General features: G+C 65.5%; 30 protein-coding genes and 2 tRNA genes. 20 read left to right on the top strand and 12 right to left on the bottom strand.

The features are described from left to right. Nucleotides 1–56: 56 nt before the first annotated feature. Nucleotides 57–131 (bottom strand) — tRNA-Thr (locus tag NLM15_RS41215). Nucleotides 132–447: 316 nt separating this feature from the next. On the opposite strand from NLM15_RS41215, the gene NLM15_RS41210 reads away from it, so the two are divergent. From NLM15_RS41210 to NLM15_RS41190, 5 genes are all read left to right on the top strand, one after another. Next, on the top strand, nt 448–636 hold the full coding sequence (locus NLM15_RS41210) for a hypothetical protein (RefSeq protein WP_254123711.1): 189 nt from the start codon (nt 448–450) through the stop codon (nt 634–636). A 25-nt stretch (nt 637–661) separates the two neighbouring features. After that, a complete protein-coding gene (locus NLM15_RS41205; RefSeq protein WP_254124690.1) occupies nt 662–2,368 on the top strand; it encodes an FAD-dependent oxidoreductase in 1,707 nt (568 codons plus the stop codon). A gap of 211 nt (nt 2,369–2,579) precedes the next feature. Then, a complete protein-coding gene (locus tag NLM15_RS41200) occupies nt 2,580–2,888 on the top strand; it encodes an EthD family reductase (protein ID WP_063985878.1) in 309 nt (102 codons plus the stop codon). A 184-nt stretch (nt 2,889–3,072) separates the two neighbouring features. Continuing rightward, complete coding sequence (locus NLM15_RS41195; protein WP_254123710.1) at nt 3,073–3,582, top strand: hypothetical protein; 510 nt, start codon at nt 3,073–3,075, stop codon at nt 3,580–3,582. Between the two features lie 73 nt (nt 3,583–3,655). Beyond that, nucleotides 3,656–4,480 (top strand): alpha/beta fold hydrolase, encoded by an 825-nt coding sequence (locus tag NLM15_RS41190; protein WP_254123708.1) that lies wholly within the window; start codon nt 3,656–3,658, stop codon nt 4,478–4,480. A 169-nt stretch (nt 4,481–4,649) separates the two neighbouring features. Here the strand turns inward: NLM15_RS41190 and NLM15_RS41185 are convergent, their stop codons facing one another. After that, entirely contained in the window at nt 4,650–5,303 is a 654-nt protein-coding gene (locus tag NLM15_RS41185; RefSeq protein WP_254123707.1) for a TetR/AcrR family transcriptional regulator, read from the bottom strand. Between the two features lie 90 nt (nt 5,304–5,393). Here NLM15_RS41185 and NLM15_RS41180 point away from each other — a divergent pair, with 90 nt between their 5' ends. The 9 genes from NLM15_RS41180 (at nt 5,394) to NLM15_RS41140 (ending at nt 11,334) form a co-directional block, all read left to right on the top strand. Beyond that, nucleotides 5,394–6,332 (top strand): SDR family oxidoreductase, encoded by a 939-nt coding sequence (locus tag NLM15_RS41180; protein WP_254123706.1) that lies wholly within the window; start codon nt 5,394–5,396, stop codon nt 6,330–6,332. A 26-nt stretch (nt 6,333–6,358) separates the two neighbouring features. Then, complete coding sequence (locus NLM15_RS41175) at nt 6,359–7,018, top strand: NAD(P)H-binding protein (RefSeq protein WP_254123704.1); 660 nt, start codon at nt 6,359–6,361, stop codon at nt 7,016–7,018. An 82-nt stretch (nt 7,019–7,100) separates the two neighbouring features. Continuing rightward, a complete protein-coding gene (locus NLM15_RS41170; RefSeq protein ID WP_254123702.1) occupies nt 7,101–7,550 on the top strand; it encodes a DUF2948 family protein in 450 nt (149 codons plus the stop codon). Nucleotides 7,551–7,695: 145 nt separating this feature from the next. Then, nucleotides 7,696–8,991: a histidinol dehydrogenase gene (gene hisD, locus NLM15_RS41165; protein WP_254123701.1), complete on the top strand. Its 1,296-nt coding sequence runs from the start codon at nt 7,696–7,698 to the stop codon at nt 8,989–8,991. Then, a complete protein-coding gene (locus tag NLM15_RS41160; protein WP_254123700.1) occupies nt 8,988–9,485 on the top strand; it encodes a UPF0262 family protein in 498 nt (165 codons plus the stop codon). Before hisD ends, NLM15_RS41160 begins: the two co-directional genes overlap by 4 nt. A 6-nt stretch (nt 9,486–9,491) precedes the next feature. Next, nucleotides 9,492–9,959: a low molecular weight phosphatase family protein gene (locus NLM15_RS41155; RefSeq protein ID WP_254123699.1), complete on the top strand. Its 468-nt coding sequence runs from the start codon at nt 9,492–9,494 to the stop codon at nt 9,957–9,959. Nucleotides 9,960–10,116: 157 nt separating this feature from the next. Continuing rightward, the gene (locus NLM15_RS41150) at nt 10,117–10,746 is read left to right on the top strand and encodes a Maf-like protein (protein ID WP_007597557.1); all 630 of its coding nucleotides are present in this window, start codon (nt 10,117–10,119) and stop codon (nt 10,744–10,746) included. A gap of 144 nt (nt 10,747–10,890) precedes the next feature. After that, nucleotides 10,891–11,073, top strand: a complete 183-nt coding sequence (gene yacG, locus NLM15_RS41145) for a DNA gyrase inhibitor YacG (RefSeq protein WP_254123698.1) — start codon at nt 10,891–10,893, stop codon at nt 11,071–11,073. Between the two features lie 185 nt (nt 11,074–11,258). Further along, nucleotides 11,259–11,334 (top strand) — tRNA-Phe (locus tag NLM15_RS41140). A gap of 290 nt (nt 11,335–11,624) precedes the next feature. On the opposite strand, the gene NLM15_RS41135 is transcribed toward NLM15_RS41140, so the two are convergent. Together NLM15_RS41135 and NLM15_RS41130 are read right to left on the bottom strand one after the other, a co-directional pair. Beyond that, on the bottom strand, nt 11,625–12,215 hold the full coding sequence (locus tag NLM15_RS41135) for a hypothetical protein (RefSeq protein ID WP_254123697.1): 591 nt from the start codon (nt 12,213–12,215) through the stop codon (nt 11,625–11,627). A 120-nt stretch (nt 12,216–12,335) separates the two neighbouring features. Further along, entirely contained in the window at nt 12,336–14,396 is a 2,061-nt protein-coding gene (locus tag NLM15_RS41130; RefSeq protein ID WP_254123696.1) for a PAS domain-containing sensor histidine kinase, read from the bottom strand. Nucleotides 14,397–14,594: 198 nt separating this feature from the next. Between NLM15_RS41130 and NLM15_RS41125 the strand changes: the two genes are divergently transcribed. From NLM15_RS41125 to NLM15_RS41115, 3 genes are read left to right on the top strand one after another with little or no spacing between them, the layout of a single operon-like run. Then, complete coding sequence (locus NLM15_RS41125; RefSeq protein ID WP_254123694.1) at nt 14,595–15,254, top strand: FABP family protein; 660 nt, start codon at nt 14,595–14,597, stop codon at nt 15,252–15,254. A gap of 21 nt (nt 15,255–15,275) precedes the next feature. Further along, nucleotides 15,276–15,986: a dihydrofolate reductase family protein gene (locus NLM15_RS41120; RefSeq protein WP_254123693.1), complete on the top strand. Its 711-nt coding sequence runs from the start codon at nt 15,276–15,278 to the stop codon at nt 15,984–15,986. A gap of 8 nt (nt 15,987–15,994) precedes the next feature. Continuing rightward, the gene (locus tag NLM15_RS41115) at nt 15,995–17,266 is read left to right on the top strand and encodes an NAD(P)/FAD-dependent oxidoreductase (protein ID WP_254123690.1); all 1,272 of its coding nucleotides are present in this window, start codon (nt 15,995–15,997) and stop codon (nt 17,264–17,266) included. Between the two features lie 34 nt (nt 17,267–17,300). Here the strand turns inward: NLM15_RS41115 and NLM15_RS41110 are convergent, their stop codons facing one another. The 7 genes from NLM15_RS41110 to NLM15_RS41080 form a co-directional block, all read right to left on the bottom strand. Then, nucleotides 17,301–17,621 carry a hypothetical protein gene (locus tag NLM15_RS41110; protein WP_254123688.1) on the bottom strand — a complete coding sequence of 107 codons (321 nt, stop codon included), beginning with the start codon at nt 17,619–17,621 and terminating at the stop codon, nt 17,301–17,303. A 127-nt stretch (nt 17,622–17,748) separates the two neighbouring features. After that, complete coding sequence (locus tag NLM15_RS41105; RefSeq protein WP_254123687.1) at nt 17,749–18,324, bottom strand: cysteine hydrolase family protein; 576 nt, start codon at nt 18,322–18,324, stop codon at nt 17,749–17,751. A gap of 105 nt (nt 18,325–18,429) precedes the next feature. Continuing rightward, a complete protein-coding gene (locus tag NLM15_RS41100; protein ID WP_254123686.1) occupies nt 18,430–18,777 on the bottom strand; it encodes a DUF3088 domain-containing protein in 348 nt (115 codons plus the stop codon). 46 nt (nt 18,778–18,823) lie between these two features. Then, nucleotides 18,824–19,399 (bottom strand): hypothetical protein, encoded by a 576-nt coding sequence (locus NLM15_RS41095; protein WP_254123684.1) that lies wholly within the window; start codon nt 19,397–19,399, stop codon nt 18,824–18,826. A 202-nt stretch (nt 19,400–19,601) separates the two neighbouring features. After that, on the bottom strand, nt 19,602–20,915 hold the full coding sequence (locus tag NLM15_RS41090) for a tetratricopeptide repeat protein (RefSeq protein WP_254123682.1): 1,314 nt from the start codon (nt 20,913–20,915) through the stop codon (nt 19,602–19,604). A 13-nt stretch (nt 20,916–20,928) separates the two neighbouring features. Further along, nucleotides 20,929–21,951 (bottom strand): aldo/keto reductase, encoded by a 1,023-nt coding sequence (locus NLM15_RS41085; RefSeq protein ID WP_254123680.1) that lies wholly within the window; start codon nt 21,949–21,951, stop codon nt 20,929–20,931. Nucleotides 21,952–22,226: 275 nt separating this feature from the next. Further along, entirely contained in the window at nt 22,227–22,652 is a 426-nt protein-coding gene (locus tag NLM15_RS41080; protein ID WP_254123678.1) for a PaaI family thioesterase, read from the bottom strand. A 68-nt stretch (nt 22,653–22,720) separates the two neighbouring features. Between NLM15_RS41080 and NLM15_RS41075 the strand changes: the two genes are divergently transcribed. Further along, nucleotides 22,721–23,350 (top strand): CoA pyrophosphatase, encoded by a 630-nt coding sequence (locus NLM15_RS41075; RefSeq protein WP_254123677.1) that lies wholly within the window; start codon nt 22,721–22,723, stop codon nt 23,348–23,350. A 56-nt stretch (nt 23,351–23,406) separates the two neighbouring features. Next, nucleotides 23,407–24,621 (top strand): hypothetical protein, encoded by a 1,215-nt coding sequence (locus NLM15_RS41070; protein WP_254123675.1) that lies wholly within the window; start codon nt 23,407–23,409, stop codon nt 24,619–24,621. Nucleotides 24,622–24,759: 138 nt separating this feature from the next. Here the strand turns inward: NLM15_RS41070 and NLM15_RS41065 are convergent, their stop codons facing one another. Then, nucleotides 24,760–25,062 carry a hypothetical protein gene (locus NLM15_RS41065; protein ID WP_254124688.1) on the bottom strand — a complete coding sequence of 101 codons (303 nt, stop codon included), beginning with the start codon at nt 25,060–25,062 and terminating at the stop codon, nt 24,760–24,762. A gap of 192 nt (nt 25,063–25,254) precedes the next feature. Between NLM15_RS41065 and NLM15_RS41060 the strand changes: the two genes are divergently transcribed. After that, entirely contained in the window at nt 25,255–25,734 is a 480-nt protein-coding gene (locus NLM15_RS41060) for a hypothetical protein (protein WP_254123674.1), read from the top strand. Nucleotides 25,735–25,823 lie beyond the last annotated feature (89 nt).

Raw genomic sequence — 25,823 nt, 5'->3', positions numbered from 1 at the left:
ACGTGGGCGTTTCGAGCCGCGAGAATGCTGATCTGTGCGTGATTGAACCCAGAAAATGGTGCTGCCAGACAGGATTGAACTGTCGACCTCTCCATTACCAATGGAGTGCTCTACCACTGAGCTACGGCAGCATGTGCTGGGATAAGAATCGGCCGCCACGAGGGGCCTACCAAGCGGGCCGATATCTGCCACAAGCCCCCCTCCTGTGCAAGCTTGCAGGACCCGACAAAACGAGAAAATCCGGGCGATATCAGGCCCAAAATGCCCGATTTGGCGTGAAACGACCGACTTTCCGCCGATTTGGGCTCCGATATCCCCGGCCAACTGGCCAGTTGGCCAAGCGATCGGATTCGGTCCATTTCGAGTTTCGCACGATCCGTTCGCGCGGGCCTCTTGAGCCGCCGTATTCCTTGGGCATGTTATCGCCGATCGCTGTATGGACCTGCCATGGTTGACGAGAACGACAAGAGCACGAGACAGGACCGATCGTCCCGCGACGACCGGCTGAAATCGGCGCTGCGCGAAAACCTGAAGCGGCGGAAGGTGCAGGCGCGCGAACGCGCCGCAAGCACCGAGCCCTCGCAGAACGAAAATGGTTCCCTAGATGAGGGGACCGCCGGCAAGGCCGGCGGCTAGAATTTTGCAATGAGCGAGTATGACGATGGGGCAGGACGGACAGCAACGAACCGGCAGGGATGAGCTGATGGCGCAGTTCTCGCGTCCCGAGCAGACCTTTCCGACGCTGAGCCCTGTCGAGATCGAGCGCCTGCGCCATTTCGGCGAGCTCAGGCCATATAAAGACGGCGAACTGCTGTTCGAAACCGGCAAGCAGGGACCGGGCATGTTCGTGGTGCTATCGGGCCACGTCGCCATCACCCAGCGCGACGGGCTCGGCCATGTCACGCCGGTGATTGATCAAGGGCCGGGGCAGTTCCTGGCCGAGCTCGGCCAGCTCTCGGGCCGGCCGGCGCTGGTCGATGGCCGCGCCGAAGGCGATGTCGAGGTGCTCCTGGTGCCGCCGGACCGGCTGCGCGCGCTGCTGGTGGCCGAAGCCGATCTCGGCGAGCGCATCATGCGCGCGCTGATCCTGCGCCGGGTCAGCCTGATCCAGGCCGGCATCGGTGGCCCCGTGCTGATCGGGCCGTCGAACTCCGCAGGCGTGGTGCGCCTGCAAGGCTTTCTGACCCGCAACGGCCAGCCGCATCATCTGCTCGACCCCGATAGCGAGCACGATGCGGCCGAGATGATCGCGCGCTATTCGCCGAAGCCGGAGGATTGGCCGCTGGTCGTCACTGCCGACGGCACCGTGCTGCGCAATCCCAGCGAGACCCAGCTCGGGCGCGCCATCGGCATGATCGGTGGTGCCAAGGACAACCGCATCTACGACGTCGCGATCGTCGGCTGCGGACCGGCGGGACTTGCGACCGCGGTCTACGCCGCCTCCGAAGGTCTCTCGGTCGCGGTGGTCGACACCCGCGCCTTCGGCGGCCAGGCCGGCGCCAGTGCGCGGATCGAGAACTATCTCGGCTTTCCGACCGGCATCTCCGGTCAGGCGCTCGCCGGCCGCGCCTTCACCCAGGCGCAGAAGTTCGGCGCCGAAATCATGATTCCGATGTCGGTGAAGTCGCTCGATTGCTCGCGCGCCGGCGGCACCTTCGCCCTGGCGCTGGATTGCGGGGATTCCCTGCGCTCGCGCGCGGTGGTGGTCGCGAGCGGCGCGCGCTATCGCCGGCCTGAGATCGAGAACCTCGACACATTCGAGGGACGCGGCGTCTGGTACTGGGCCTCCCCGGTCGAGGCGAAGCTCTGCGCCGGCGAGGAGGTCGCGCTTGTCGGTGCCGGCAATTCGGCAGGACAGGCGGCCGTGTTCCTGTCGGGCCACGCCAAGAAGGTGCTGATGATCATCCGCGGCGGCGGCCTCGGCGCCAGCATGTCGCGCTATCTCATCGAGCGCATCGAAGCGACGCCGAACATCGAATTGCTGTTCAACACCGAGATCACCGCGCTCGAGGGCGACGAGGCCTCGCTGCTGCGGCGCATCCGCTGGAAAAGCCGGCTGTCTGATGACGAAGACTCTGCCGACATCCGCAATCTCTTTTTGTTCGTCGGCGCCGATCCCGCCACCAACTGGCTCGACGGCTGCGGCGTGACGCTCGATCGCGGCGGCTTCGTCGTCACCGGGGCGCAGTCCGAGCAGAACCAGGGCCGGCTCGTTGCGCCGCTCGAGACCTCCGTGCCCGGCGTCTACGCCGTCGGCGACGTTCGCTCCGGTTCGGTCAAGCGCGTCGGCGGCGCCATCGGCGAAGGCGCGCAGGTCGTGGCCTCCCTGCACGGCTATCTCGGCGACGCCGCAAAACCGGCGCTTTAGGCAAGCAGAAGACAAGCGGATGGCAAGTCGAATGTGGCTTGCCATTGCGTCTGCAACTACAGACTATCCCCTCATCCTGAGGAGCCGCGAGAGCGGCGTCTCGCAGGATCGAGGCCACGCTGCCAAAGCCGGGCCTGCATGGTTCGAGACGCGTGCTTCGCACGCTCCTCACTATGAGGATCGACAAACAAAACGCTTACGGGAGGACTAAATGGCCGAACTCGTCGTGCTCTACAAAACGCCCAAGGACGCTGCCGCCTTCGACAAGCATTATGCCGAGACCCACATTCCGCTCGCCAAGAAACTTCCGGGTCTGAAGAAATACGCCGTCAGCACGGGCGCGGTCGGCTCGCCCGCCGGACCATCCGGAGTTCATCTCGTTGCCATTCTCTCCTTCGACAGCGTGGGCGACATCCAGAAGGCATTCGGCAGCGAAGCGGGCAAGGCCGCCGCAGGCGACGTGCCGAAATTCGCCAGTGGCGGTGCGGACCTCCTGATCTTCGACACCAAGGAAGTGTGAGTTTTCGGTTCAACTTTCGTCGAAAGTCTGCTGTCCTTTGTGACATCGGTGCAAAAAAATCAGCCATGCGTTTGTCGATTCGCACGACGACGCATGGCTGCGCACGCGCCTGTGACATTGCTGCGTGTAGCCATTCGATGAGGGCCGTAATACCATCTGGCCGTTTCCCGACGGAGAGAGCGAGATGATGCTTGGATTGAGCCTGCCCGCACTGACGCTGATCCATGTCATCATCAGCCTGATCGCGATTGCCGCCGGCCTCGTCGTGATGTTCGGCCTGCTCGGCTCGAAGTCGATGCCGGGCCTCACCGCGATCTTCCTGTTGTTCACGATCCTCACCAGCGCCACCGGCTTCCTGTTTCCGTTCAAGGAGCTGCTGCCCTCGCACATCATCGGCATCATCTCGCTGGTGCTGCTCGCGATCGCCTGCTTCGCGCTGTACGGCCAGAAGCTCGCAGGCGTCTGGCGTCCGGTCTACATCGTGACCGCGATGATCTCGCTCTATTTCAACGTCTTCGTGCTGGTGATCCAGTCGTTCCTGAAGGTGCCGGCACTCGCCGCGCTCGCACCCGCCGTGCCGCCGGCGCCGCCGTCCGGCCCCGTGTTCGCCGTGGTGCAGGGCCTCGTGCTGGTGTTCTTCGTCGTGCTCACCATCGGTGCCTGGCGCCGTTTCAGGCCGATGACGTTCGCCTGATGATTGATACTTCGTCATTCCCGGGCACCGCGCAGCGGTGGCGCGGAACGACGTCTCGCTGAAGGAGCCATTCATGCCCACGATCACCACCAAAGACGGCGTCGAGATCTTTTACAAGGATTGGGGCTCGGGCCAGCCGATCGTGTTCAGCCATGGCTGGCCGCTCTCGGCCGACGACTGGGACGCGCAGATGTTGTTCTTCGTCGCGCACGGCTACCGCGTCATCGCCCATGACCGCCGCGGCCACGGCCGCTCGTCGCAGGTCGCCGACGGTCACGACATGGATCACTACGCCGACGACCTCGCGGCCGTGACGGCGCATCTCGACCTGAAGAACGCCATCCATGTCGGCCATTCCACCGGCGGCGGCGAAGTCGTGCACTACATCGCGCGTCACGGCGAGAGCCGGGTGGCGAAGGCGGCGATCCTCTCCGCGGTGCCGCCGCTGATGGTGCAGACCGCGGCCAATCCGGGCGGCCTGCCGAAGAGCGTGTTCGACGGTCTCCAGGCGCAACTCGCCGCCAGCCGCACGCAATTCTATCGCGACCTCCCGGCGGGTCCGTTCTACGGCTACAACCGCCCCGGCGCAAAACCGTCGGAAGCGGTGATCCAGAACTGGTGGCGCCAGGGCATGATGGGCGGCGCCAAGGCGCATTACGACGGCATCGTCGCGTTCTCGCAGACCGACTTCACCGAGGACCTCAAGAAGATCAACGTGCCCGTGCTAGTGATGCACGGTGACGACGACCAGATCGTGCCGTATGCCGATTCCGCGCCGCTATCGGCCAAGCTGCTGAAGAACGGCACGCTGAAGACCTACAAGGGTTTTCCGCATGGCATGCCGACCACGCACGCCGAGACCATCAACGCGGACCTCCTGGCGTTCTTCAGGGGGTGAGGCGCTTCCCCTCTCCCCCTTGTGGGAGAGGGTGGCTCGCCGCGATAGCGGCGAGACGGGTGAGGGGTTGTCTCCGCAAATCCCTCTCTCACATTGTCATGCGCTGATAGAGACCCCTCATCCGGCGCTTCGCGCCACCTTCTCCCACAAGGGGAGAAGGAAGCGGCCTTCACTTCAATATCCCCCGGATCGCATCGAAGGTGCGCTTCACGGAAGCCTCCGGCTTCTCGCGCACACCTTCGCCGATCCAGCTCTCGCCGCCGACGCGCATCGCGCCGGTGGCGATCATGGCGACGAGCCGGGCCTTCAGCCGGTCCGATTTGTTTCGGGCGCGCTGTGAAAGCCCTTCGGCCAGCGCGCGCTCGAGCTTCTCGTATTTGAGCTGGTCGCGGGCCTGAAGCGCCGGATTGTCGCGCTTGAGCCGCGACATCGCCGCCGCTTCCGCAGGATCGATCCGCCGGACCGCCGCCGCGATCGCATTCTCCGCCGCGGTCAGCATGGATTCGTCCGCAGGCCGCGCCACGACCTCTGCGACCAGTGCGCTTGCCGCGCCCTCCTGCCAGGCGGCGACCACGTCCTCTTTCGACGCGAAATAGTGGAAGAAGCTGCGGCGCGACACGTCCGCTGCGGCTGCGATGTCGTCGATGGTCGTGGCCTCGAAGCCGCGCTCCAGGAACAGCGCCATCGCCCCGCGGGTCAGCCGTTCGCGGGTCTCCTGCAATTTACGCTGGCGCAGGCCGGGGCCGTCAGGGGATTTCGCTCCTGCCGGCAATGGCTTGGCGCTTGTCCTGGCCGATTTCGCAGCTGGCTTCGAAGCCTTCAAATTATTTCACCTCTTGCAAACTTGCACCCAGTGCACATTTAGACCGGTCGCGGGCCTTTTCCACCCCCTGATAGCGCCTGGAGACATGGCATGACCGACTGGACGACGGCAGACATCCCCTCTCTCAGTGGCAAGACCGCCGTCGTGACCGGGGCGACCGGCGGCCTCGGCTACGAGACGGCGATGGCGCTGGCGGGCGCCGGTGCCATTGTCATACTCACCGGGCGCAACGACGCAAAGGGCCTGCGCGCCATCGAGGGCATTTGCGAGCGGTTTCCCAACGCATTGATCGCCTATGAGCATCTCGATCTCGCCAGCCTCGCCTCGGTCGCCGATTTTGCCAAACGTTTCGCTGCCAGCAACGAGCAGCTCGATCTCCTCGTCAACAATGCCGGCGTGATGGCGCTGCCGAAGCGGCAGCAGACGGAGGATGGTTTCGAGATGCAGCTCGGCACCAACTATCTCGGTCACTACGCGCTGACGGCGCGGCTGCTGCCGCAGCTTCGCCGCGCCAGGGCGGCTCGGATCGTCAACCTCTCGAGCCTTGCGCACCGCCCCGGCGCGATCAATTTCGACGATCTGCAAAGCAAGCATTCCTATCGCCCCTGGCGCGCCTACTGTCAGTCCAAGCTGGCGATGCTGATGTTTGCGCTGGAGTTGCAGCGCCGCAGCCTCGCTGCCGGCTGGGGCCTGACGAGCCTTGCCGCCCATCCCGGCTACGCGCGAACCGATCTCATCCCGAACGGGCCGGGCACCAGCTCGTTCCAATCGCGTGTGAGCCGGTGGCTGCAGCCCTTGATCAGCCAGTCCGCAGCCGAAGGCGCGCTGCCCACCCTGTTCGCGGCGACCTCTCCGGCCGCCGAGCCCGGTGGTTATTACGGCCCGAACTGGTTCTACGAATTGAAGGGACCGCCAGTGCCGGCGAAAATCATGCCGCAGGCGAAGGATTTCGCCACGGCCGCGATGCTGTGGGATGTCTCGGCGACGTTGACCGGTGTATCTTTCGACGAGATCGCGGTCGCGGCATGAGCCGCGGGTCCGTTGGGGGCGTCCCGATGCAGGTCATCATCTTCGGTGCCACCGGCATGGTCGGGCAGGGCGTATTGCGCGAATGCCTGATCGATGCAGGCATCGACCGGGTGGTTGCGGTGGGGCGTAGCCCGACCGGCGTGCGCAGTGCCAAGCTCACCGAGATCACACACGGCGATTTCACGGACTATTCCGCGATCGAGCCGCAGCTCACCGGCTTCGATGCCTGTTTCTTCTGCCTCGGCGTCTCATCGATCGGCATGAGCGAGGAGCGCTACCGTCAACTCACCTATGATCTCACGCTCGCGGCGGCGACGACGCTGGCGAAACTCAATCCGCAGATGACATTCGTCTACGTCACTGGCGCCGGCACCGATTCCACCGAGCAGGGATCGCGGATGTGGGCGCGGATCAAGGGCAAGACCGAAAACGACCTGCTCAAGCTGCCGTTCAAGGCGGCCTACATGTTCCGGCCCGGCGCGATTCAGCCTTTGCACGGTATCCGTTCCAAGACGGCATGGGTGCAGGCGGTGTATGCCGCAACCTGGCCGCTCTGGTCGGTGCTGCGCCGGATCTCGCCGCGGCTCGTCACATCGACCGAGCAGATGGGCCGGGCCATGATTCGCGTCGCCCGGGAGGGGTATCCGCGGAAGGTGCTGGAAATGGAGGATATCAATAGCCTCTAGTCCGCTGGCCCGTTAGTTCTGAGGAAATTTCCGCGTCCGCGTGCGTTGGGCCCTATCGACCCCCCGAGGAGAAATGCCGGCGATGTCTCCACAGCTCAAATTGATCGCGCTCGACGCCGACGATCTCGCCGTGATCTCGACCCATGTGCAGGACGCCCGCGTCCAGGCCGCCGACATCATCTGGCGGCAGAGCGAGAAGCGGCTGGTGGTCGGGATGAGCCGGCTGGACTGGGAGCAGACGCTGGACGGCGAGGCCGAACCCCGCCGGCTGGTCGCCGCGCTCCGCTTCGATCGCGTGCTCGCCTGCAAATCGCGCAACATCGACCTCGGGGCCCCGGACGAGGTCCTGGACCTCGTCGGCATCGAGTTTCACTCCCAGGACGGCCGCAACGAGGAGCCCGGCGGCAGCGCCCTCCTGCTGTTCGCCCAGGGCGGCGCCATCCGCCTCGACGTCGAGTGCCTGGAATGTGAGCTGACGGACCTTGGCGCGGATGAGCTGGGGACGGCACTGGGGATCGAGGGGGAGGGGTGAGATGGCCTGTATACCAGTCGAACCGGCTCTGGGCTTCGCCGGAACGGCGCCTTGCGAGGGTTGACGCAGCTTCCCCGCCGCGCCATTGAGCAGGGGGGCAGGCGAGCCAATCCGCCCCAAAGACCAGCCGGAAGCCAAGCCAAAAATGCCCGTTCGTCTCGACCGCAGCAGCGCCGATTTTGACCAGCGATTCGCTGCCTTCCTTGCCGCCAAGCGCGAGGTCTCGGCCGATGTCGAGGCTGCCGCGCGCACGATCGTCGACGACGTGGCCAAGCGGGGCGATGCCGCCCTGCTCGAGGCCACGGCAAAGTTCGACCGCTTGACGCTCGATGCATCCGGCCTGCGCATCACCGCCGCCGAGATCGACGCCGCGGTAAAGGCCTGCGATGCCGCGACGCTGGATGCCTTGAGCCTCGCGCGCGACCGCATCGAGACCTACCACCGGCGCCAGCTGCCGAAGGACGAGCGCTTCACCGATCCGCTCGGCGTCGAGCTCGGCTGGCGCTACACCGCGATCGAATCCGCCGGCCTCTACGTGCCCGGCGGCACTGCGGCCTATCCGTCCTCGGTGCTGATGAACGCGGTGCCCGCGAAGGTCGCTGGCGTCGCGCGCCTCGTGATGGTGGTGCCTTCGCCGGACGGCAAGCTCAACCCGCTGGTGCTGGCGGCAGCCCATCTCGGCGGCGTCACCGAGATCTACCGCGTCGGCGGCGCGCAGGCCGTGGCCGCGCTCGCGCACGGCACCGCGACGATCGCGTCGGTCGCAAAAATCGTCGGCCCCGGCAACGCCTATGTCGCTGCCGCAAAACGGCTGGTATTCGGCAAGGTCGGCATCGACATGATCGCGGGTCCCTCCGAGGTGCTGGTCATCGCCGACGACACCGGCAATGCCGACTGGATCGCCGCCGATCTGTTGGCGCAGGCCGAGCACGATGCCAGCGCGCAATCGATCCTGATCACCGACTCCGCGCGCCTGGCAACCGATGTCGAAAATTCTGTCGAAGCGCAGTTGAAGACACTGCCGCGTACCGCAATTGCCGGCGCCTCCTGGGCCGATTTTGGCGCCATCATCATGGTGAAGAATCTTGCCGACGCCATTCCGCTCGCGGATGCGATCGCGGCCGAGCATCTCGAGATCATGACTGATGATCCCGACGCGCTTGCCGCAAAGATCCGCAACGCCGGCGCAGTGTTCCTCGGGGCGCATACGCCCGAGGCGATCGGCGACTATGTCGGCGGCTCCAACCACGTGCTGCCGACGGCGCGCTCGGCGCGGTTCTCCTCAGGGCTCGGGGTCGCCGACTTCATGAAGCGCACCTCGATCCTGAAATGCGGCCCGGACCAGCTGCGTGCGTTGGGACCTGCCGCGATGACGCTCGGACAAGCGGAGGGGCTCGACGCCCATTCGCGCTCGATTGGATTGCGCCTCAATCTGTCATGACCCAGCCGCCCGAACAGGACGACTCGACCAATCGCATCGTCGCGGTCACGCTCGACGAGGACTCGATCGGCCGTTCCGGGCCCGACATCGAGCATGAGCGCGCGATCGCGATCTACGATCTGATCGAACAGAACCTGTTCGCGCCTGACGGTGCCGACGGGAAGGGGCCGTTCACGCTGCATATCGGCATCACCGGCAGCCGGCTCATGTTCGACATTCGCCGCGAGGACGGCGCGCCCGTGGTCGCGCATCTGTTGTCGCTGACGCCGTTCCGGCGGATCGTGAAGGACTATTTCATGATCTGCGACAGCTACTATCAGGCGATCCGGACTGCGACGCCGGACAAGATCGAGGCCATCGACATGGGGCGCCGCGGCATCCATGACGAGGGATCGCGCACGCTCCAGGAGCGGCTGAAGGGCAAGGTGCGGGTCGACTTCGAGACCTCGCGCCGGCTGTTCACGCTCATTACTGTCCTTCATTGGAAGGGTTAAACGCGGATGGCTGCGCCCACACGCGCACGCGATCCGCAATCGGTGCTGTTCGCCTGTGCGATGAACAGCGTGCGCTCGCCGATGGCGGAGAGCCTGCTGCGGCACATGTTTCCGCAAGGCCTCTACGTGAAGTCGGCCGGCGCCAGGCGCGGCGAGCTCGATCCGTTCGCGGTCAGCGTGATGGCCGAGCTCGGCCAGGACATCTCCGTCCACAAGCCGCAGACCTTCGAGGAGCTGGAGGACTGGGAGGGGCTGAATTTCGACCTCATCATCACGCTCTCGCCCGAAGCGCACCACAAGGCGCTGGAGCTGACCCGCACGCTCGCCGCCGACGTCGAATACTGGCCGACGCAGGATCCCACCACCATCGAAGGCAGCCGCGACCAGAAGCTCGCTGCCTACCGCGAGGTCTGCGACCAGCTCCTGATGCGCATCCGCCGGCGCTTTGCGAAGGTCGGCGCGGCGAGCGGGTAGCATCGGGCGGGCGTAACACCCGCGTCACAGACTGAGGGCACACGCATGTCGGAAGCCTCGAATCACCAAAGTCCGGGTTCCCGGGTTGTGAAATCAGCCCCCGTCCGATAGGTTCCGCGCGCAATTCACCCCCTGCTTCATCTCCCAAAATCACCTGATGCTCGGCCGCCCCAAATTCGTACTTGCCTCCGGTTCGCCGCGACGCCTGTCGCTGCTCAACCAGGCCGGCATCGAGCCGGACGCGCTCCGGCCGGCCGACGTCGACGAGACGCCGAAGCGGGGCGAGCTGCCGCGCGCCTGTGCCAATCGCCTCGCGCGAGCCAAGGCCGATGCAGCGCTCAAATCGGTGCAGCTCGACGACGAGCTGCGCGGCGCCTTCATCCTCTCCGCCGACACGGTTGTGGCGGTTGGCCGCCGCATCCTGCCCAAGGCCAATCTCGTGGACGAGGCGGCGCAGTGCCTGCGGCTGCTGTCGGGCCGCAATCACCGGGTCTACACCGCGATTACCCTGGTGACGCCGCGCGAGGCCTTCCGCCAGCGCCTGGTCGAGACCCGCGTCCGCTTCAAGCGCCTCTCGGAAGACGACATCCAGGCCTATATCGGCTCCGGCGAATGGCGCGGCAAAGCCGGCGGTTACGCCGTGCAGGGCATCGCCGGCTCCTTCGTGGTCAAGATGGTCGGCTCCTACACCAACGTCGTCGGCCTGCCGCTCTACGAGACCACGACGCTGCTCGGCGGCGAGGGTTTCCCGATCCGCTTCGGCTGGCTCAACGCCACGGCGGTGTGAGCTCCAACTAAATTCTCGAAAACAACCCCATGCACAGTAGAATGGGCCCATCGGAGCCCGGCGGGACCGCATACGCCGCCGCCCGAGGAACCCGTTTGCCGACAGGCTCTTGAACTCTGTCACCTCCCGTAAGCCGCCGACATCATGGACGACCAGGTCAAAAAGCCCTCCGGGCCGCTCAAAACCTGCCCGATCTGCGGCAAGCCGCAGGCGCAGGCCACCCGTCCGTTCTGCTCCTCGCGCTGCCGCGACGTCGACCTGAACCGCTGGCTGAAAGGCTCCTACCTCATCCCCGGCCGCGACGACGATGTCGAAGACGTTGAATAACTTGGTAATATCAAGTCGTTACTTGATTTAACGATGCGCCGCGCGCCAGCCGCGGCGGGGCGGCCCCACCTTGTGCACAGCCGGGCCGCGCCCGGCGAAGCCAAAGGCGAAGCGTGGGTGGACAGGCCGCTTCCAGCCCACTATAAACCGCCCGCTCGATGGGCCTTGGGTCCTTCGCTCAGCACGCCCAGGTAGCTCAGTTGGTAGAGCATGCGACTGAAAATCGCAGTGTCGGTGGTTCGATTCCGCCCCTGGGCACCATTTCACCTCAGCGCCAGTTTTGATCAGCCGGCCCGCGCCGTTTGCCGGGACCGTAGATAGTCGCCGAACGCCGTGAGGGCGGGCTTCGCGGCAAGAAGAGAATATCGAGCCACAAGAGGCCAGTGCCGTTGCCCACGTCCCGCACCAAGTTGGGCTGGCGTTGAAGTAGGGGACGACTCGGCGAGCATCAACTCAGGTAGCCCGGATGAGCGAAGCGACATCCGGGGTTGGGTTGACGCTGCTCCCCGCATGTCGCTTCGCTCATGCGGGCTTTTGCTGCAACCATCGGTCTATGGGGCTGAGGGAAGGTGGATTGCGGGTGGCCTGCTCGACGGCAGGATAAAATTGCCCCTCTGGACAGCGACGAAGTAGGAGAGCAGAGCTGCGAAGGCGAGGAACGCCATCCAGTAGACGGCGCCTACCAAGCAGGAATGGCCGCGCATCGACTTGAGACGTCGCCCGTCATTCTCCGCCTTTTCGGTCGTGAGCACGCCCTTGAACAGGGCGCCAGCGTCGTTGATTTCCCGAAAGCCGTGCGCAAAGAGAAGTTGGGCTTCAATCAACCGGATTGCACGTTCGCTCAAATGAATGATCTGTCGGTTGCGGCGGTCTAATCCGAAAAAGAAGATCGCGAGCAGCGCTCCCGCAAGTGATGCGATCATACCTGGCGTGTAGCCCACCATCTCCCGCTCCCTGAATAAGTAGAAGCAGCCGCCAAAAAGGAAGGGGGCGAGGATAATGAAGAAATGGAACAGTTGCGTGCGCTGCTTGGCGTGAAAATCGAAATAGCGCCAAGCAAGCTCGAAGCGCATCTTCTCGAATTCCATTGTTGCCCGCGCGTCTTCCGGCGGCTTAGCCGAAGAAATAATATCGGTCAGCATTTTCTTCCCCCGTGCCTATCAGTCGGATAATGCACGGTGGATCCAATGAAGTGAAGTTGGGGAGCACTTTGCTGCCACGCACGCCGCCGCGTAGTCCCAGCAGAATTCCCGCTTCGCCCTCTACCGTCCCACCTTCGCCAGGCTCGCCAGGCTAGCCGCCAGCTCGTCGCTTCGGAACGGCTTCGTCAGCCGCGACAAGTCCGGCGTGATGCCTTCGTTGTTGGCGTAGCCTGACACGACGAGGATCTGAAGCTCGGGATATTGGTTGCGCAGGGCGAGACCGAGATCCGTTCCGCTCATGCCGGGCATCAGATGGTCGGTGACGAGCAGGTTCGGCCGCAGGCCTTCCCTGACGCGCTGGAGCGCGTCCTCCGCGGAGCCGGCTTCGACGACGCTGTAGCCGAGCTCGCCCAGCATCTCGGCGGTGCTCATGCGCACCAGTGGTTCGTCGTCCACCAAAAGGGCCGTGCCGACGGGAAGCGGCCGCAGCTTTGGTTGCGGGACGGTGTGGCTCTGCGCTGTGGACGCCTGGCTGACCGGCAGCCACAGCTCAACTGTCGTGCCCAACCCCACCGCGCTCCTGATCGTCAGCGCGCCGCCGAGCTGCGACGCAAGGCCGTGGACCATCGAGAGGCCGAGACCGGTGCCTTGCCCGATCCCCTTGGTCGAGAAGAACGGTTCGACGGCGTGGGCGAGTGTGGCTTCGTCCATACCGATGCCGGTGTCCGCGACCGAGATGCAGACATAGGCGCCCGGCGCCAAATCCGAATGATGTCCGCGGACGACCGTCCTGGCCTTGGCCGAGATGCGCAGCTTGCCGCCGTCGGGCATGGCGTCACGGGCGTTCACACTGAGGTTCAGGATCGCCATCTCGACCTGGTTGGGATCGGCCATGGCCTCAGGAAGCCCTTCCGGCGTATCCACCGTCACCTGGATCTTGGGTCCCGTCGTGCTGGAGATCAGATCGCCCATGTCGGCGACGAGGCGGCCGATGTCGACCGGAACGGCCTGAAGCGGTTGCCGGCGCGCAAAGGCGAGAAGACGCTGAACCAGCGTCTTGGCGCGCTCGGCCGCCTGCGCCGCACCGGCGATCAGGCGATGCTCGCGCTCGCCGCCGATGCCCTTGCGCTGGAACATGTCGAGCAGGCCGACGATCGGCGTGAGCAGATTGTTGAAGTCGTGCGCGACGCCGCCCGTGAGCTGGCCCATCGCCTCCATCTTCTGGGCCTGACGCAGCGCTTCCTCGGCTTGCGCAAGCCGCGCCTGCTCCTCCAGGCGATCCGTCACGTCGATCCCGGTCAGGAACGCACCGATCCGCGTGCCGTCAGGAGCGCGCAGCGCCTCGAACTTCATTTCAAAGACGCGGCGGTCGAATTGCGGATCGCCGAACTCGTCGATGTTGGTGAAGGCCTCGCCATCCAGCGCGCGGGCCCAGATCGCCGTTGCCGCCGCGAGATGCTCGGGCCGGTCGGCGAGGAATTCGTGCAGGGAATCGCCGACCTTCGGCCGCTTGCCGTAGATCCGCTGATAGGCATCGGCGCAGGACGTGTTGATGGCGAGCCAGCGATAGTCGAGATCGAGCGCCTGGATCTGCCCGTCGGTGGTTTCCACGATGGTGGCAAGCAGATGACGTTCCGCCGTGCGTTCGGCGACGCGCTGCTCGAGCGTCGTGGTCAGCTCCCGGTAGCGCGCCTCGCTATTCCGCAGCCGCGCCTCGCCAAGAATACGTTCGGTCGTCTCCGACACGATGCAGAGGACGCCGCCGACCGAGCCATCGTCGTCAGGTACGGCCGAGTAGGAGACATCCCAGTAGCTGGTTTCGCCGTAACCATGACGCTCGACGTAGAAGGGACGATCCTTGGCGGCGAATGTCTTCCGCGTCCGGCGGACTCCGGCAAGGAGCGGTTCGAGATCGTCCCACAGCTCGCCCCAGTTCTCGATCGCCGGGCGGCCGAGGGCGCGGGGGTGATTGGCGCCGATGCCTGGGGAATAGGCGTCGTTATAGAGCGCGACGAAATCAGGACCCCAGAACAGGACAATCTGGGCTTGCGCAGCCAGCAGCATGCCGACCGTCGACTTCAGCGCCCGGGACCAGTCGCGGGGATGACCGAGCGGTGAATCCGACCAGTCGCGGGCGCTCATCATGGCGCCCAGCTCGCCTCCGTCAGCGAGGAAGCCCATTTCAGCTGACTGCCGAGCGTTTGTCTCAGACAGCACTGGACTCCCCTGCGACGCGTGACATGGGCGTCCTTGCCCATTCGAGCCCCGATTTGGGAGGCTCAAGACCTGATAACACCCGGCCCGCACCCTGGTTCCAGCGCAGTCGATTTGTGCCGTCCTTGTGCTATTGCTGCGTCCCGCAACGACGCGAGGACACCCATGCTCCCCATTCCCGCCGACATCTTCACCGAACCTGAGGACGTCTCGCCCGACGGCCTTGCCAATCTCGGCCCGCTCCGCCGGCTCGCGGGCGCTTGGCAGGCCGACAAGGGCATCGACATCAATCCGAAGGCGGAGGGACCGGAGCGGCGGACCTTCATCGAGCGCATCCGGATGGACCCGATCGATCCGCAGGCCAACGGGCCGCAACTGCTTTACGGGCTGCGCTACCACATTCACATCAACACGCCCGAGGAGGACATCACCTTCCACGACCAGGTCGGCTATTGGCTGTGGGAGCCCGCGACCGGGCTGATCATGCAGACGCTTGCGATCCCGCGCGGGCAGGTGCTGCTCGCCTCGGGCAAGGCCGGGCCGGATGACAAGACGATCTCCGTCACGGCGAAGCGCGGCGATACCGCTTATGGAATCTGCTCGACCGATTTCCTGGAGCAGGCTTTCCGTACCGACTCCTATCGCTGCGACATCACCTTCAACGACGACGGAAGCTGGACCTATCTGATCCAGACCGAGTTGTTCGTGCGCGGCGCGCCGTTCAATCATCGCGACACCAACACGCTCAAGCTCGTCGCCCCGCCAACGCTCAATCCGCTCGCGGTGATCGTGAACGATCGCGCCAAGGGCAATGAGCCGGCGTGAGAGGAAGTCCGGAGAATTTGCATGAAGCCTTACGTCATCTGTCTGATGCATTCGAGCCTCGACGGCCGCACGCATCCCAGCCGCTGGCGGCCAAAGGGCGCGGGCACGGACTGGTTCGAGAAGATCCATGACGAGTTCGGTGGCGATGCCTGGGTGATCGGCCGCGTCACCGGCTCGGAGTTCGCCAAGGGCAAGCCGTACCCGTCCGAGACGCGCGAGACATTTCCCCGCGAAAACTGGTTCGCGCGGCGCGATGCGAAAACCTACGGCGTCGTGCTCGACGCGCAGGGCAAGATCGGCTGGGGCCGGTCCGACATCGGCGGCGATCCTGTTGTCGTGGTGCTGACCGAGGGCGTGCCGGATTCGCATCTGGCCGGGCTCCGTGGCGAGGGCGTGTCCTATATCTTCGCCGGCAAGTCCGAAATCGACCTCGCGCTGGCGCTCGACATCCTCAATCGCGAGCTTGGCGTGAAGCGCCTGCTGGTGGAGGGCGGCGGCGTCGCCAATGGCGCATTCCTGCGCGCCGGTCTGATCGACGAATTCAATCTGATCCTCAGCGCTGCAATCGATGGCGCCAGGGGCGCACCCTTCGCGTTCGACTCGACGGATGCCGACAGCGACCAGCGCGCGCCGCTGACCGCGATGACGCTGGAGAGCACGCGGGATCTCGGCGGCGGCGTCTTGCTGCTGCGCTATCTCATTCAGAACGACCCGCAAGCCGTCGGCAAGTAAGCACCGGCATGTCGGGACAATCGGAGCATATCGTCATCGTCGGTGCCGGCGCGGCCGGGCTGATGGCGGCGCGCGAATTGGCGCGCGCGGGCAGACGCGTGACGATCCTGGAGGCGCGCGAGCGCTGCGGCGGGCGCATCCATCCGCTGCCGGCGGCGGAGTTCGGCTACCCCGCCGATGGCGGCGCCGAATTCGTCCATGGCGAGGCGCCGGTCACGCGCGGCCTCCTGCGCGAGGCCGGGCTGTCGCTTCAGGAGATCGAAGGCGAGCAGTGGAGTTTCGACGGCGTAGACATCTCGCGCGAGGATCGCCACGATCGGCACAAGGCCGAGCTGCAAACCGTGCTTCGTGAATTGACGGACGATCTCACCGTTGCCGATTTCCTGCGCCGGCATTTCGCCGGGAATGACTACGCGCCGATGCGCCATTCGATCGAGCGAATGGTCGAGGGCTATGACGCGGCCGACCCCGAGCGCGCCTCGACGCTGGCGCTGCGCGAGGAATGGATGGATGGCGGCCACTCTCCGCAAGCGCGCATCAATGGCGGCTATGGTGCGCTGATCGACTTCCTGGCGGCCGAGTGCCGCAGGCACGGGGTTGCGATCCAGTTCGGTCGTGTGGTGTCGGCCGTCGCCGAGGAGGGCGGCGCGATCCTTGTCCACTGCGCGGACGGCGCCGTGCATGGCTGTGATCGCGTGATCCTCACCGTGCCGCTGCCGCTGCTGCGCGAGATGGCGCTGCCGGCGAGCGCGCGCGCGAAGGCGGCGGCCGCCGACGACATCGGCTTCGGCAACGTCGTCAAGATCCTGCTGCGTTTCACGCGGCCATGGTGGCGCGAGCGCAAGCAAGAGCTCGCGGACATGACCTTCCTGCTGTCGGACCAGACGATCCCGGTGTGGTGGACGCGGCACCCGGACCAGCATCCCCTGCTCACCGGCTGGTTCGGCGGCCCGCGCACGGTCGCGCTGGCGAAGCTCGATCGGCAAGGACTGATCGATGCCGGGGTCGATTCGCTTGCGGCGATCTTCGGCGTGCCGCGGGACGACATCGCGCGCGATCTCGTGGCGAGCGCGGCGACCAACTGGCTGCACGATCCCTTTGCCCGCGGCGCCTATTCCTGGGCAACGCCGCGGACGCGCGAGGCGCAGGCGCTGCTCGCGCGCGCCGACGGCCCGGTGCTGTTCTCAGGCGAAGCGCTCTATCGCGGCCGCGACATGGGCACGGTCGAGGCGGCGCTGGCGAGCGGACGGGAGACGGCGGAGATGATCTTGCGGGGATAGGAAAAAGGCCCGCATCTCTGCGGGCCTTTTTGACTTACCAGCGGCCACCGCCGAAGCTGAAGGTCACGCCGGGACCACCGCCGCCATAGTAGCCGTACGGTCCGCCGCCGTAGTAGCCGTGGTGGCGCGGATAATAGCCGTAGCTGCGGTAGTGCGGGCGATAGTAGCCGTGGTGGTGATGGCGCCAGTGGTGATGGCGATAGCCATGGTGGTGGTGCCTGTGCTGCGCGCTGATGTCAGTGGACTGGCTGGTCTGCGCGTTCTGCTTCGCGCTGGCCTTGCCCGCCGCGTTGGCCGTGGATCCGCCGGCGAGCGCCGCAGCACCGACAGCCATCGCGACAAAGAGATACTTCATGTCTTCACTCCAGTTGAGACGTCGTGTGACAACAGATGGGAGTCCGATGCGTTCCGAAAAGCGCGGGCGTCGAAACGACGCAGATCAGTTCCGGTCAACGCGTGTGAGTGAGTCGATGTCGCGCGGTCTATTGTCGCATCGATTCGAGTGAAGCGACGACGTCATCCGTGGTGACGATGCGCGCGAATTCGCCGTCGAGATTCGACAGCGTCATCGCATGGATTTCCTCGGCGGAATGCTTGTCGCCGTCGGGCCCGATGCGGTCGAACGTCCAGCTCGCGTCGCGCACGAGGCTTGTGTCGAAGCCGAGATTGCCGGCCATCCGCGTCGTCGTTTCGACACAGTGATTGGTGGTCGCGCCGCAGATCACGAGTGCGGTGATATTGCGCGCACGCAGGCGCTGCTCGAGATCGGTGCCGATGAAGGCGCTGTTGACGCGCTTGACGATGACCGGCTCGCCCGGCTGTTCGCGCGCTTCGTCCTTGACGGCGTAGCCGGAGCACGATGGCAGAAACGTCGAATTCGGCTTGGTGCCTTCGTGGCGGACGTGGAAGATCGGCGCGCCGCGCGTCCGGAACGCCTTGAGGAGATCGGCGATGCGCGCCACCGCATCCGGATTGTTGCGCCGCTTGCCGGCCGCCTCCCACTCATCGAACGCGCGCTGAACGTCGACGATGATAAGGGCGGGGAGGGGGCTGGGCATGGAGGAGACGCTTTCAGGCTTGCTTGCTGCACCAACTATGCGAGGCCTTTGGGAAACCGCACAATGCCAATCTTCCCTCGTTTCGCGACGAAGGTCCTCCCACGATCACGGATGCGGATCGGGAAAGCCGTGGCGTTCGGAGAGCGCGGCGAGGATCGCGTCCTTGTCGGCGATGAAGGCGCGGCCGTGGCGGCTGCCGGTCTGGTGCGGCGACGTCGTCCCATCCGCCAGCACGAGCAGCGGAAGCGACTGGTTCTCCTCGCCGACCAGCGCGATCACCGGCTGCCGTGGCTGCGGCCATGCGATGCGCTCGACGTCGAGCTTTGCGGCCAACGCCGGAAACGAGGCGAGCACCCCCTCGATCAGCGCGCAATGCCAGCAATAGAACAGGCGACCTGGAAAGGCCGGGTCCTCGAAACCTGGGCGCAGCAGAAACAGGCGGTCGCGCGTCATGAGTCGCTCCGAAGCATGGCCGCGATCATACACAATGATGGTGAGACTATTTGAACGGATCCTGGATCGACGGCGACGATTGCCGGATGCGGCGTACGCTCACGGGCTTGCCGTCGGAGACGAACAGCAACTCGTATCGGCGGCCTTCGCTGTCGGTCGCCGTGCAGGTGACGTCAGAAACCTGCTTGGCGGCAAAATTGCCGGTCTGGCGGCAGACGCCGGTCGAGATCTGCTCGGCCGGCACCGGCAGGCCGTCGACCTTGGGTCGGTCCTTGGAATTGAGCAGCATGCGGTCGATTCGCAGCTCGTAGGAATTGTCGTCCGCGCGCTTGCCGTTCTCGCCGGAGAACGACACGACGTGGTTGGAGTCGGAGGGATCGTCGACGGCGACCGCGAAATTGACCCGGCCCTTGTCACCGTGGGCGTAGGCCACCGTCTTGCACGCGAAGGTGCGCCCGGCGACCTTCAGCGTCTTGCAGTGGCCTGACATCAGCGCCAGGAGGTCGATGAAGGCGTTTTGCGCTGGAGGGTTGTTGACCGGGATAGGCGCAGAAGACTCGGCCAAACAAGGGCTTGCGAGAGCCGCGAGGGCCACGGCGAGGACCGGTCGGCGCAGGCGCATCGTCAGCCTCGTATGCCAGGGGGCCACGGCGGCGGAAAAGTTCCGCCCAACAACGAGCGAACCGCAAATTGGTTGCGATCCCGTTTGTTCAGCCGATCCCGCCTGGAATACCACCGCGCCACCCCTCGACGATTCGCCGGCTTGCCCCGCCTCCGTCCTAGCAGGCACTTGCTGCCAGGCCGATGTTTTTTTCGTGGCAGAGCTAGCCCATCGCCGCCTGCCAGCGGGTGTCGCGCAATGAGGGACGGCGATGCAGCCGGGCGTCGAGCAGCGCACGGGCGCGGGGCAGCTCGCCGCTGCGCATGAGCGCGACGATGTAGGTGTCCTCGATCAGCTCGCGCTGGGCATGGCTGCCGCCGATGCGCACGACCTCGCCGAGGACGGGCGCGAGCGTTTGCACGCATGAAGTGTAGTCCTCATCGGCAAAGGCCACGAGCGCGCGGCAGATCGCCGGCACCACGGGACCGGCCGGCAGCTTGCCGTCGCCGAGCCGCTGCTCGATTGCCGTAAGGCGCGCGGCGAGCGCCGCCTGGTTCTGCGTCGCCGCCGCGAACAGCGCCATGTGGACGTCGGCAAAGGGCAGGCTCGATTTCGGAAACAGTTTTTGCGCGGTGGCATCGGCATCGAGCCAGAGCGCCTCCGGCACGGCGTGGCCGTAAGCCGACAGGCGCCAGAGCAGCGAGGCGCCGTCGGTGACGACGTTGAGCGGCGGCGCCTGCGTGGCGGAGGGCTGAAGCACGTCGGCATAGATCGCAAGCGCGCGCGCCGCATCACCATGCTCGAGCGCGCCGAGCGCCTGATGCCAGAGGATGTGGCCGTGCAGGATGCCGGTGCGGTCGTAAAAGGGGATCCACTCGTCGACGAGACGGTCGGCAGCCTCAATCGAGCCGTCCTCGAACATCGCATGCAGCACGGCGTGCGCGGCGTGGGCGTTGTGACGGCGCAGGTCGAAGCCGCGCTCGGTGACGGCGCGGCCGCGCGCGACGTCGCCGTTCTCGGTCATGGCCCAGCCGGCCATAGTGAGAAACCACCAGTCCTCGCCATAGTGCTGCGCCACGCGCTCGCACAGCTCATGCCGTGCGCGGTCGTGATCCGCCATGCCGGAGAACGCGAACAGGCCGAACGCGCCGAGCGGCAGCGACAGCACCACGGCATCGCGCGGCCAGCTCTCGATGTGCCTTCGCATTGCCGCGATGGCTTCGATCAGCCGGCCCTCGATCGCGAGCGCCAGCGTCTCGACATGCGAGCGCTCGCGTTCCGTGCCGCGCTTCGCCACGAGCTCGCGCGCGCGTGCCGCCTTGCTTCGCGCGAGATCGCCCTGCTGATAGAAGCCATGCACGCGGGCGCGGGCGATAAGGGCCAGCGCGAAATCCGGATCGGTCGCAATCGCGCGCTCCAGCGTCTCCGTCGTGCCGGTCCACCCCGCGAGCATGAGGTCGACGCCTTCGCGATAGGTGCTTGCCGCCTCGTCTGACGAGGTGGAGAGCGGCAGGCCGTAGCGGTCTTCGTGCGCCATCCCCGTCTCCGTCTCAAGCCGTTCGCGCGCGGCGTCCCTCGATCGGATAGGCCGGGTCGTTGTAGCCCGGCGTCGAGGGATGGCCCGGCACGACCAGCCGGTCGATCAGCGCCTCGTCATCCGCCGTGAAGCGGTAGTCGAGCGCGCTCATGTAGCCGTCCCACTGCTCCTCGGTGCGCGGGCCCGCGACGATCGATGAGACGAAGGCGGAGTTGAGCACCCAGGCGACCGCGAACTGGCCGGCGGTGATGCCTTTCTTCTCGGCGTGGGTCTTGATCTCCTGCGCGAGCTGGAGCGATTCCGGCCGCCATTCCGTCTGCATCATGCGGGTGTCGTTGCGGCCGGCGCGCGTCTCCTTGTCCGGGGCTGCGTCGGGCTTGTACTTGCCGGTGAGCACGCCGCGCGCCAGCGGGCTGTAGGGCACGATGCCGAGGCCGTAATAGGAGCAGGCCGGAAAATGCTCGACCTCGGGCATGCGGTTCATGGCGTTGTAATAAGGCTGGCTCACCACGGGCCGGTCGATGCCGAGCCGGTCGCAGATGTTGCAGATCTCGGCGACGCGCCAGGCGCGATAGTTCGAGACGCCGAAATAGTGCACCTTGCCGGCGCGGATCAGGTCGCCCATCGCGCGCACCGTCTCCTCCAGCGGCGTCGCATGGTCTTCCTTGTGCAGATAGTAGATGTCGATGTGGTCGGTGCCGAGCCGCTTCAGGCTCTCGTCGGCGGCCTGCAACACCCAGCGCCGTGACAGGCCGACACGGTTGGGATCGTTGCCCGTATCATTGTTCATGGGGTTGGCGAGCTTGGTCGCGAGCACCCAGGCCTGGCGATTGCCCGCGATGGCACGGCCGACGACCTCTTCGGACGCGCCTTTCGAATAGGCGTCGGCGGTGTCGATGAAGTTGATGCCCGCCTCGTGCGCCTTCGCGATGATCCGTTTGGATGCGGCTTCATCCGTCGGCCCGCCGAACATCATGGTGCCCAGGCAGATCGGCGACACTTTGAGGCCGCTGCGGCCGAGTTGGCGGTATTGCATGGGCGGGTCCTTTGCTTTTTGTGGGCGCAGCATAGCCAGCTCCGCCCGTCATTGCGAGCGCAGCGAAGCAATCCAGAAATGCGTCGGGTACGCCCATGCCCCACACTCGGTGTCATCGCCCGCCTTGTGCGCAATTGCGCACTGGGGCGGGCGATCCAGTATTCCAGAGACAGTGTTGGGATACGGAGAAGCCGCGGCGTACTGGATTCCCCGCCTTCGCGGGGAATGACAGCGGTGGGTGTGACCGGCTTCGGTGGCGGCCTGACCGCGTAACGCTATGCCGGGCCCTTCAAAATCTTGAACACGCCATTCGCCATCACGATGCAGCGGCCGTCGACGGTGACTTCGGTGCTCATGAAGATGAGGCTGCGCGTCGAGCGTACCACGCGCGGGCGGGAGATCAGGACGTCGCCGATCTGGCCGGCCTCGACGAAATGGGTGTCGAGCTGCACCGTTGCCATGAATTCCTTGCCAGAGACGTAGCGGGCGGTCATGCCGCAGGTGCGGTCGGCAAACGTCATCATCACGCCGCCCTGGACCATGCCGCGGCGGTTGTGGTGCTTGTCCTCGGTCGCGAGTGCGAATTCGTAATGGCCGTCGATCTTGCGTTCCCACAAGGGGCCGATCAGGTGCATGAAGCCCGTGGTCTCGAGGATGCTCCAGCCGTCCGATTTGAGCCTTGCGGCGGCCTTGTTGGTCATGTGGTCGTCCATTGCTGCGCGGGTCTTGCGATCTCATTTCATCGGGGCCCGACGTGGTGTAGTCAAGCATGATGAGACCGTTCGACGATGCCACACGGCGGAATATCGCGGCTGCCTGCGCGGCCTTCACGCGCCTGCCCGAGGACGATGCGGCGGCGGCATTGAAGCGCGCCGCGGTTGTGGTCGCGCTGACCGGCACGACCGGCGGTGATGACACCGCATTCCTGCTCACGCTGCGCGCCTCACATCTGCGCGCCCATCGCGGCCAATGGGCCTTGCCGGGCGGTCGCTGCGATGCCGGCGAGACGCCGGTCGAGGCGGCGCTGCGCGAGCTCGATGAGGAGCTTGGCCTTCGCCTCACCAGCGCGGATGTGCTCGGCACGCTCGATGCTTATCCGACCCGCTCCGGCTATCTGATTACGCCGGTGGTGGTCTGGGCGGCGGACAGTGCCGCGATCCGGCCGAACCCGGATGAGGTCGCCTCCGTCCACCGCATCGCGCTCGCCACGATCGAGCGCGAAGACGCGTTCGACTTCATCGCAATCCCCGAAAGCTCCCGCCGCGTGATCCGCTTCCATCACCAGATGAGCCTGATCCACGCGCCGACGGCGGCGCTGATCTACCAGTTCCGTGAAGTGCTGGCGGGGCGGCACACCCGCGTCACCGAGCTGGAGCAGCCGGTGTTCGCCTGGAAGTGACGATGGTAAACAGCGCGTTAACGTGACGGTTACCGGATGCCTGCTAAGAGGGCAGCATGCATCATTCGATTCGAAATCGCCTTGCGTTGGTTCCATTCGCGCTCGTCCTGCTCGCGCCCGCCGCGCGCGGCGGCACTTCTGACGCGCTGCCGCCGACCGTCCGCGATGCCAACGCGCAGCTCCTGTCGCAATTTTTCGCGCAAGGCGGGGCATCGCCCGCCGCGCTCGAATATCGCCGCAAGCTCGGGGAATATCAGGCGGCCCGCGCGGCCTTCGACGAGGAGGCGGGCGCCTATTGGAGCCAGATCTCCGAGAAGCGCCGCGGCCGCAACGCCAAGCGGCGCAGCGGACAGCAGGTCACGTTAGACGATTACGTGCTGGAGCACCCGCCGCTCTATAACGGGCCGAAGCGGCCGGTGAACCCCGAGCCGGAAGAGACGCCGGATCGTCCGACCAGAAAGCCCATCCCCGTGGTCGCCGATCTCCTGCGCGCGGCGCAGGAGCTTTACCAGTTCACGCCGCAGCGCCCGTCCAGCGAGGTCGAGTTCAAGCGCGCCTATGCGCGCTATGCGCTCGCCTCGGGGCTGACGCGCGAGCAGGCCGTGCGGGTCTATTCGTTCGAGACCGGCGGCACCGGCAGCTACGATGTGCAAGCGGGCATCGAGCATGGCGGCAAGCGCGCGATCTCGACCGCGATGGGTTACAATCAGCTGTTGACGACCAACAGCGTCGAGCTGCTGGCCGAGCAGGGCCATGAATTCATTCGCGCGCTCTCCGACAAGGTGGCGCGGACCTCGGGGCCGGCGCGACAGTCGCTCGAGCACAAGCTCACTGTCCTGAAGAAGATGGTGGCGCATGCGAAGTCGGTGCCGGACACCTGGTCGGAGCACGAGAAGATCGGCAACACCGCGCAGGGCTGGGCCATGCATGCCATGGTGCTGGACATCGATATCGGCCCGATGCTGCAAACCCATAAGCTTTTGACGTCGGTGCTGTTCGCCCGCGCAAAGGGTTACAGTCGCCCGCTCAGCGCCGCCGAGCTCGAGATGATGAACCTCACCGGCGACGGCACCGGCCTCGACATGGTGACGATGCCGCAGGCGATGCGCGAGCAGGTGCCGACCTCGAACTTCTTCCAGCGCGGCGGCTACGAACGCAACCCGGTCGCGATCCGCCACAACACGGTGGCCAAGCTGCTGGCGGTGACCGACACGCGGATGGACAGCAACAGCAACAACGCCGGCGCGCGGGAGCTGGCAGGCGCGTTTTAGTCGCGCCGCCGTAGGGTGGGCAAAGCGCAGCGTGCCCACCGCTTTCAACCGGAATGCGCTGATAGACGGTGGGCACGGCGCTGACGCGCCTTTGCCCACCCTACGGAGCCGCAAATTTGGCGCCGGTCTTGCCGCCCCTTACTGATCCGACCCGAACTTGAACTTGCCGTCGCCTTCCAGATACGGGCCGCTGCGCATGTAGAGCTGGCCGTTGTGTCCGATGAAGAACAGCGTGCCCCGCGGCACCTTCTTGGCGCCCTTCAGCAGTTCGCCGGCATTGCTGGTGCCCATCTTGTAGGAGAAGGTCTTGCCTTCCTTGTCATAGGCATAGCCGGTGTCGGGCTTGAGCTCCCAGGGCGTTGCAGCGGTCTGCGCCAATGCAGGTGCAGTGAACGCGCCGAGCACGGCGGCAATCAATAATGTCTTCGTTGAAAATGCCATCATCCTATCCTCCCCATCGAGGCACCCGGCTTGAACAAATCACGAACGATGCTTCCGGGTCAATTTGCGAAAGCGCCGCATTGCATCACGCCTCGCCCAGCAGTTTGTGATTTTCCCTTCGTCCCCGCGCGACTATGTTCCGCTTTCCGTCTAGAACGCAATTCGACAAAAATATTGGTAGGGATGATTCGGATGAACCATGTCATTAATGCCTGCTGGGCCGCCGCGCTGTTGCTGACGGCGCTGGCGCCGGCTGCCCGGGCCGACGATTACCAGCTCAGCCACAACCAGCGGATTTCGTGCAGCCGTGGCCTCGCCCCGGGCAAGCTGAACACTGCGACCTGCAAGTCCTACACCTACCTGTTCAATACCAAGACCTCGGAATATTTCCGCTGCCAGGTCTCGCTGGCGCTGACCCGCGACAACAAGGAAGTCATCAACGTCCAGACCGACGGCGGCTGCACCAAGAAGCCGCGCATCTTCGAGACCGACGGCCATTACGATTTCGACGCCACCGAGACCGAGCCGCCGAACACCAATTCGTTCTTCGGCCCCGGCGGCTACTCGGTCTGGGCCGCCGACGTCAGCGCGCAGAAGGTGCGCGGCTGCATCATCATCTCCTCCGGCCTCGGCTCCGACATCTCCAAGTGCCTGGACATGACGTTCCAGTGAAAGCTTGCCAATAGAGCTTGCCGCGACGGCGAGGCGCGCTCCCAAAGCCTGGCTGCGCCACGTCGCCGCACCTGCCGGGTTCCCCAAAA

Origin of the sequence: Bradyrhizobium sp. CCGB20, from assembly GCF_024199855.1 — a bacterium.
GTDB lineage: Bacteria > Pseudomonadota > Alphaproteobacteria > Rhizobiales > Xanthobacteraceae > Bradyrhizobium.
The sequence above is the reverse complement of the archived record's forward strand: the minus strand, read 5'-3'. Positions and strand labels throughout refer to the sequence as shown.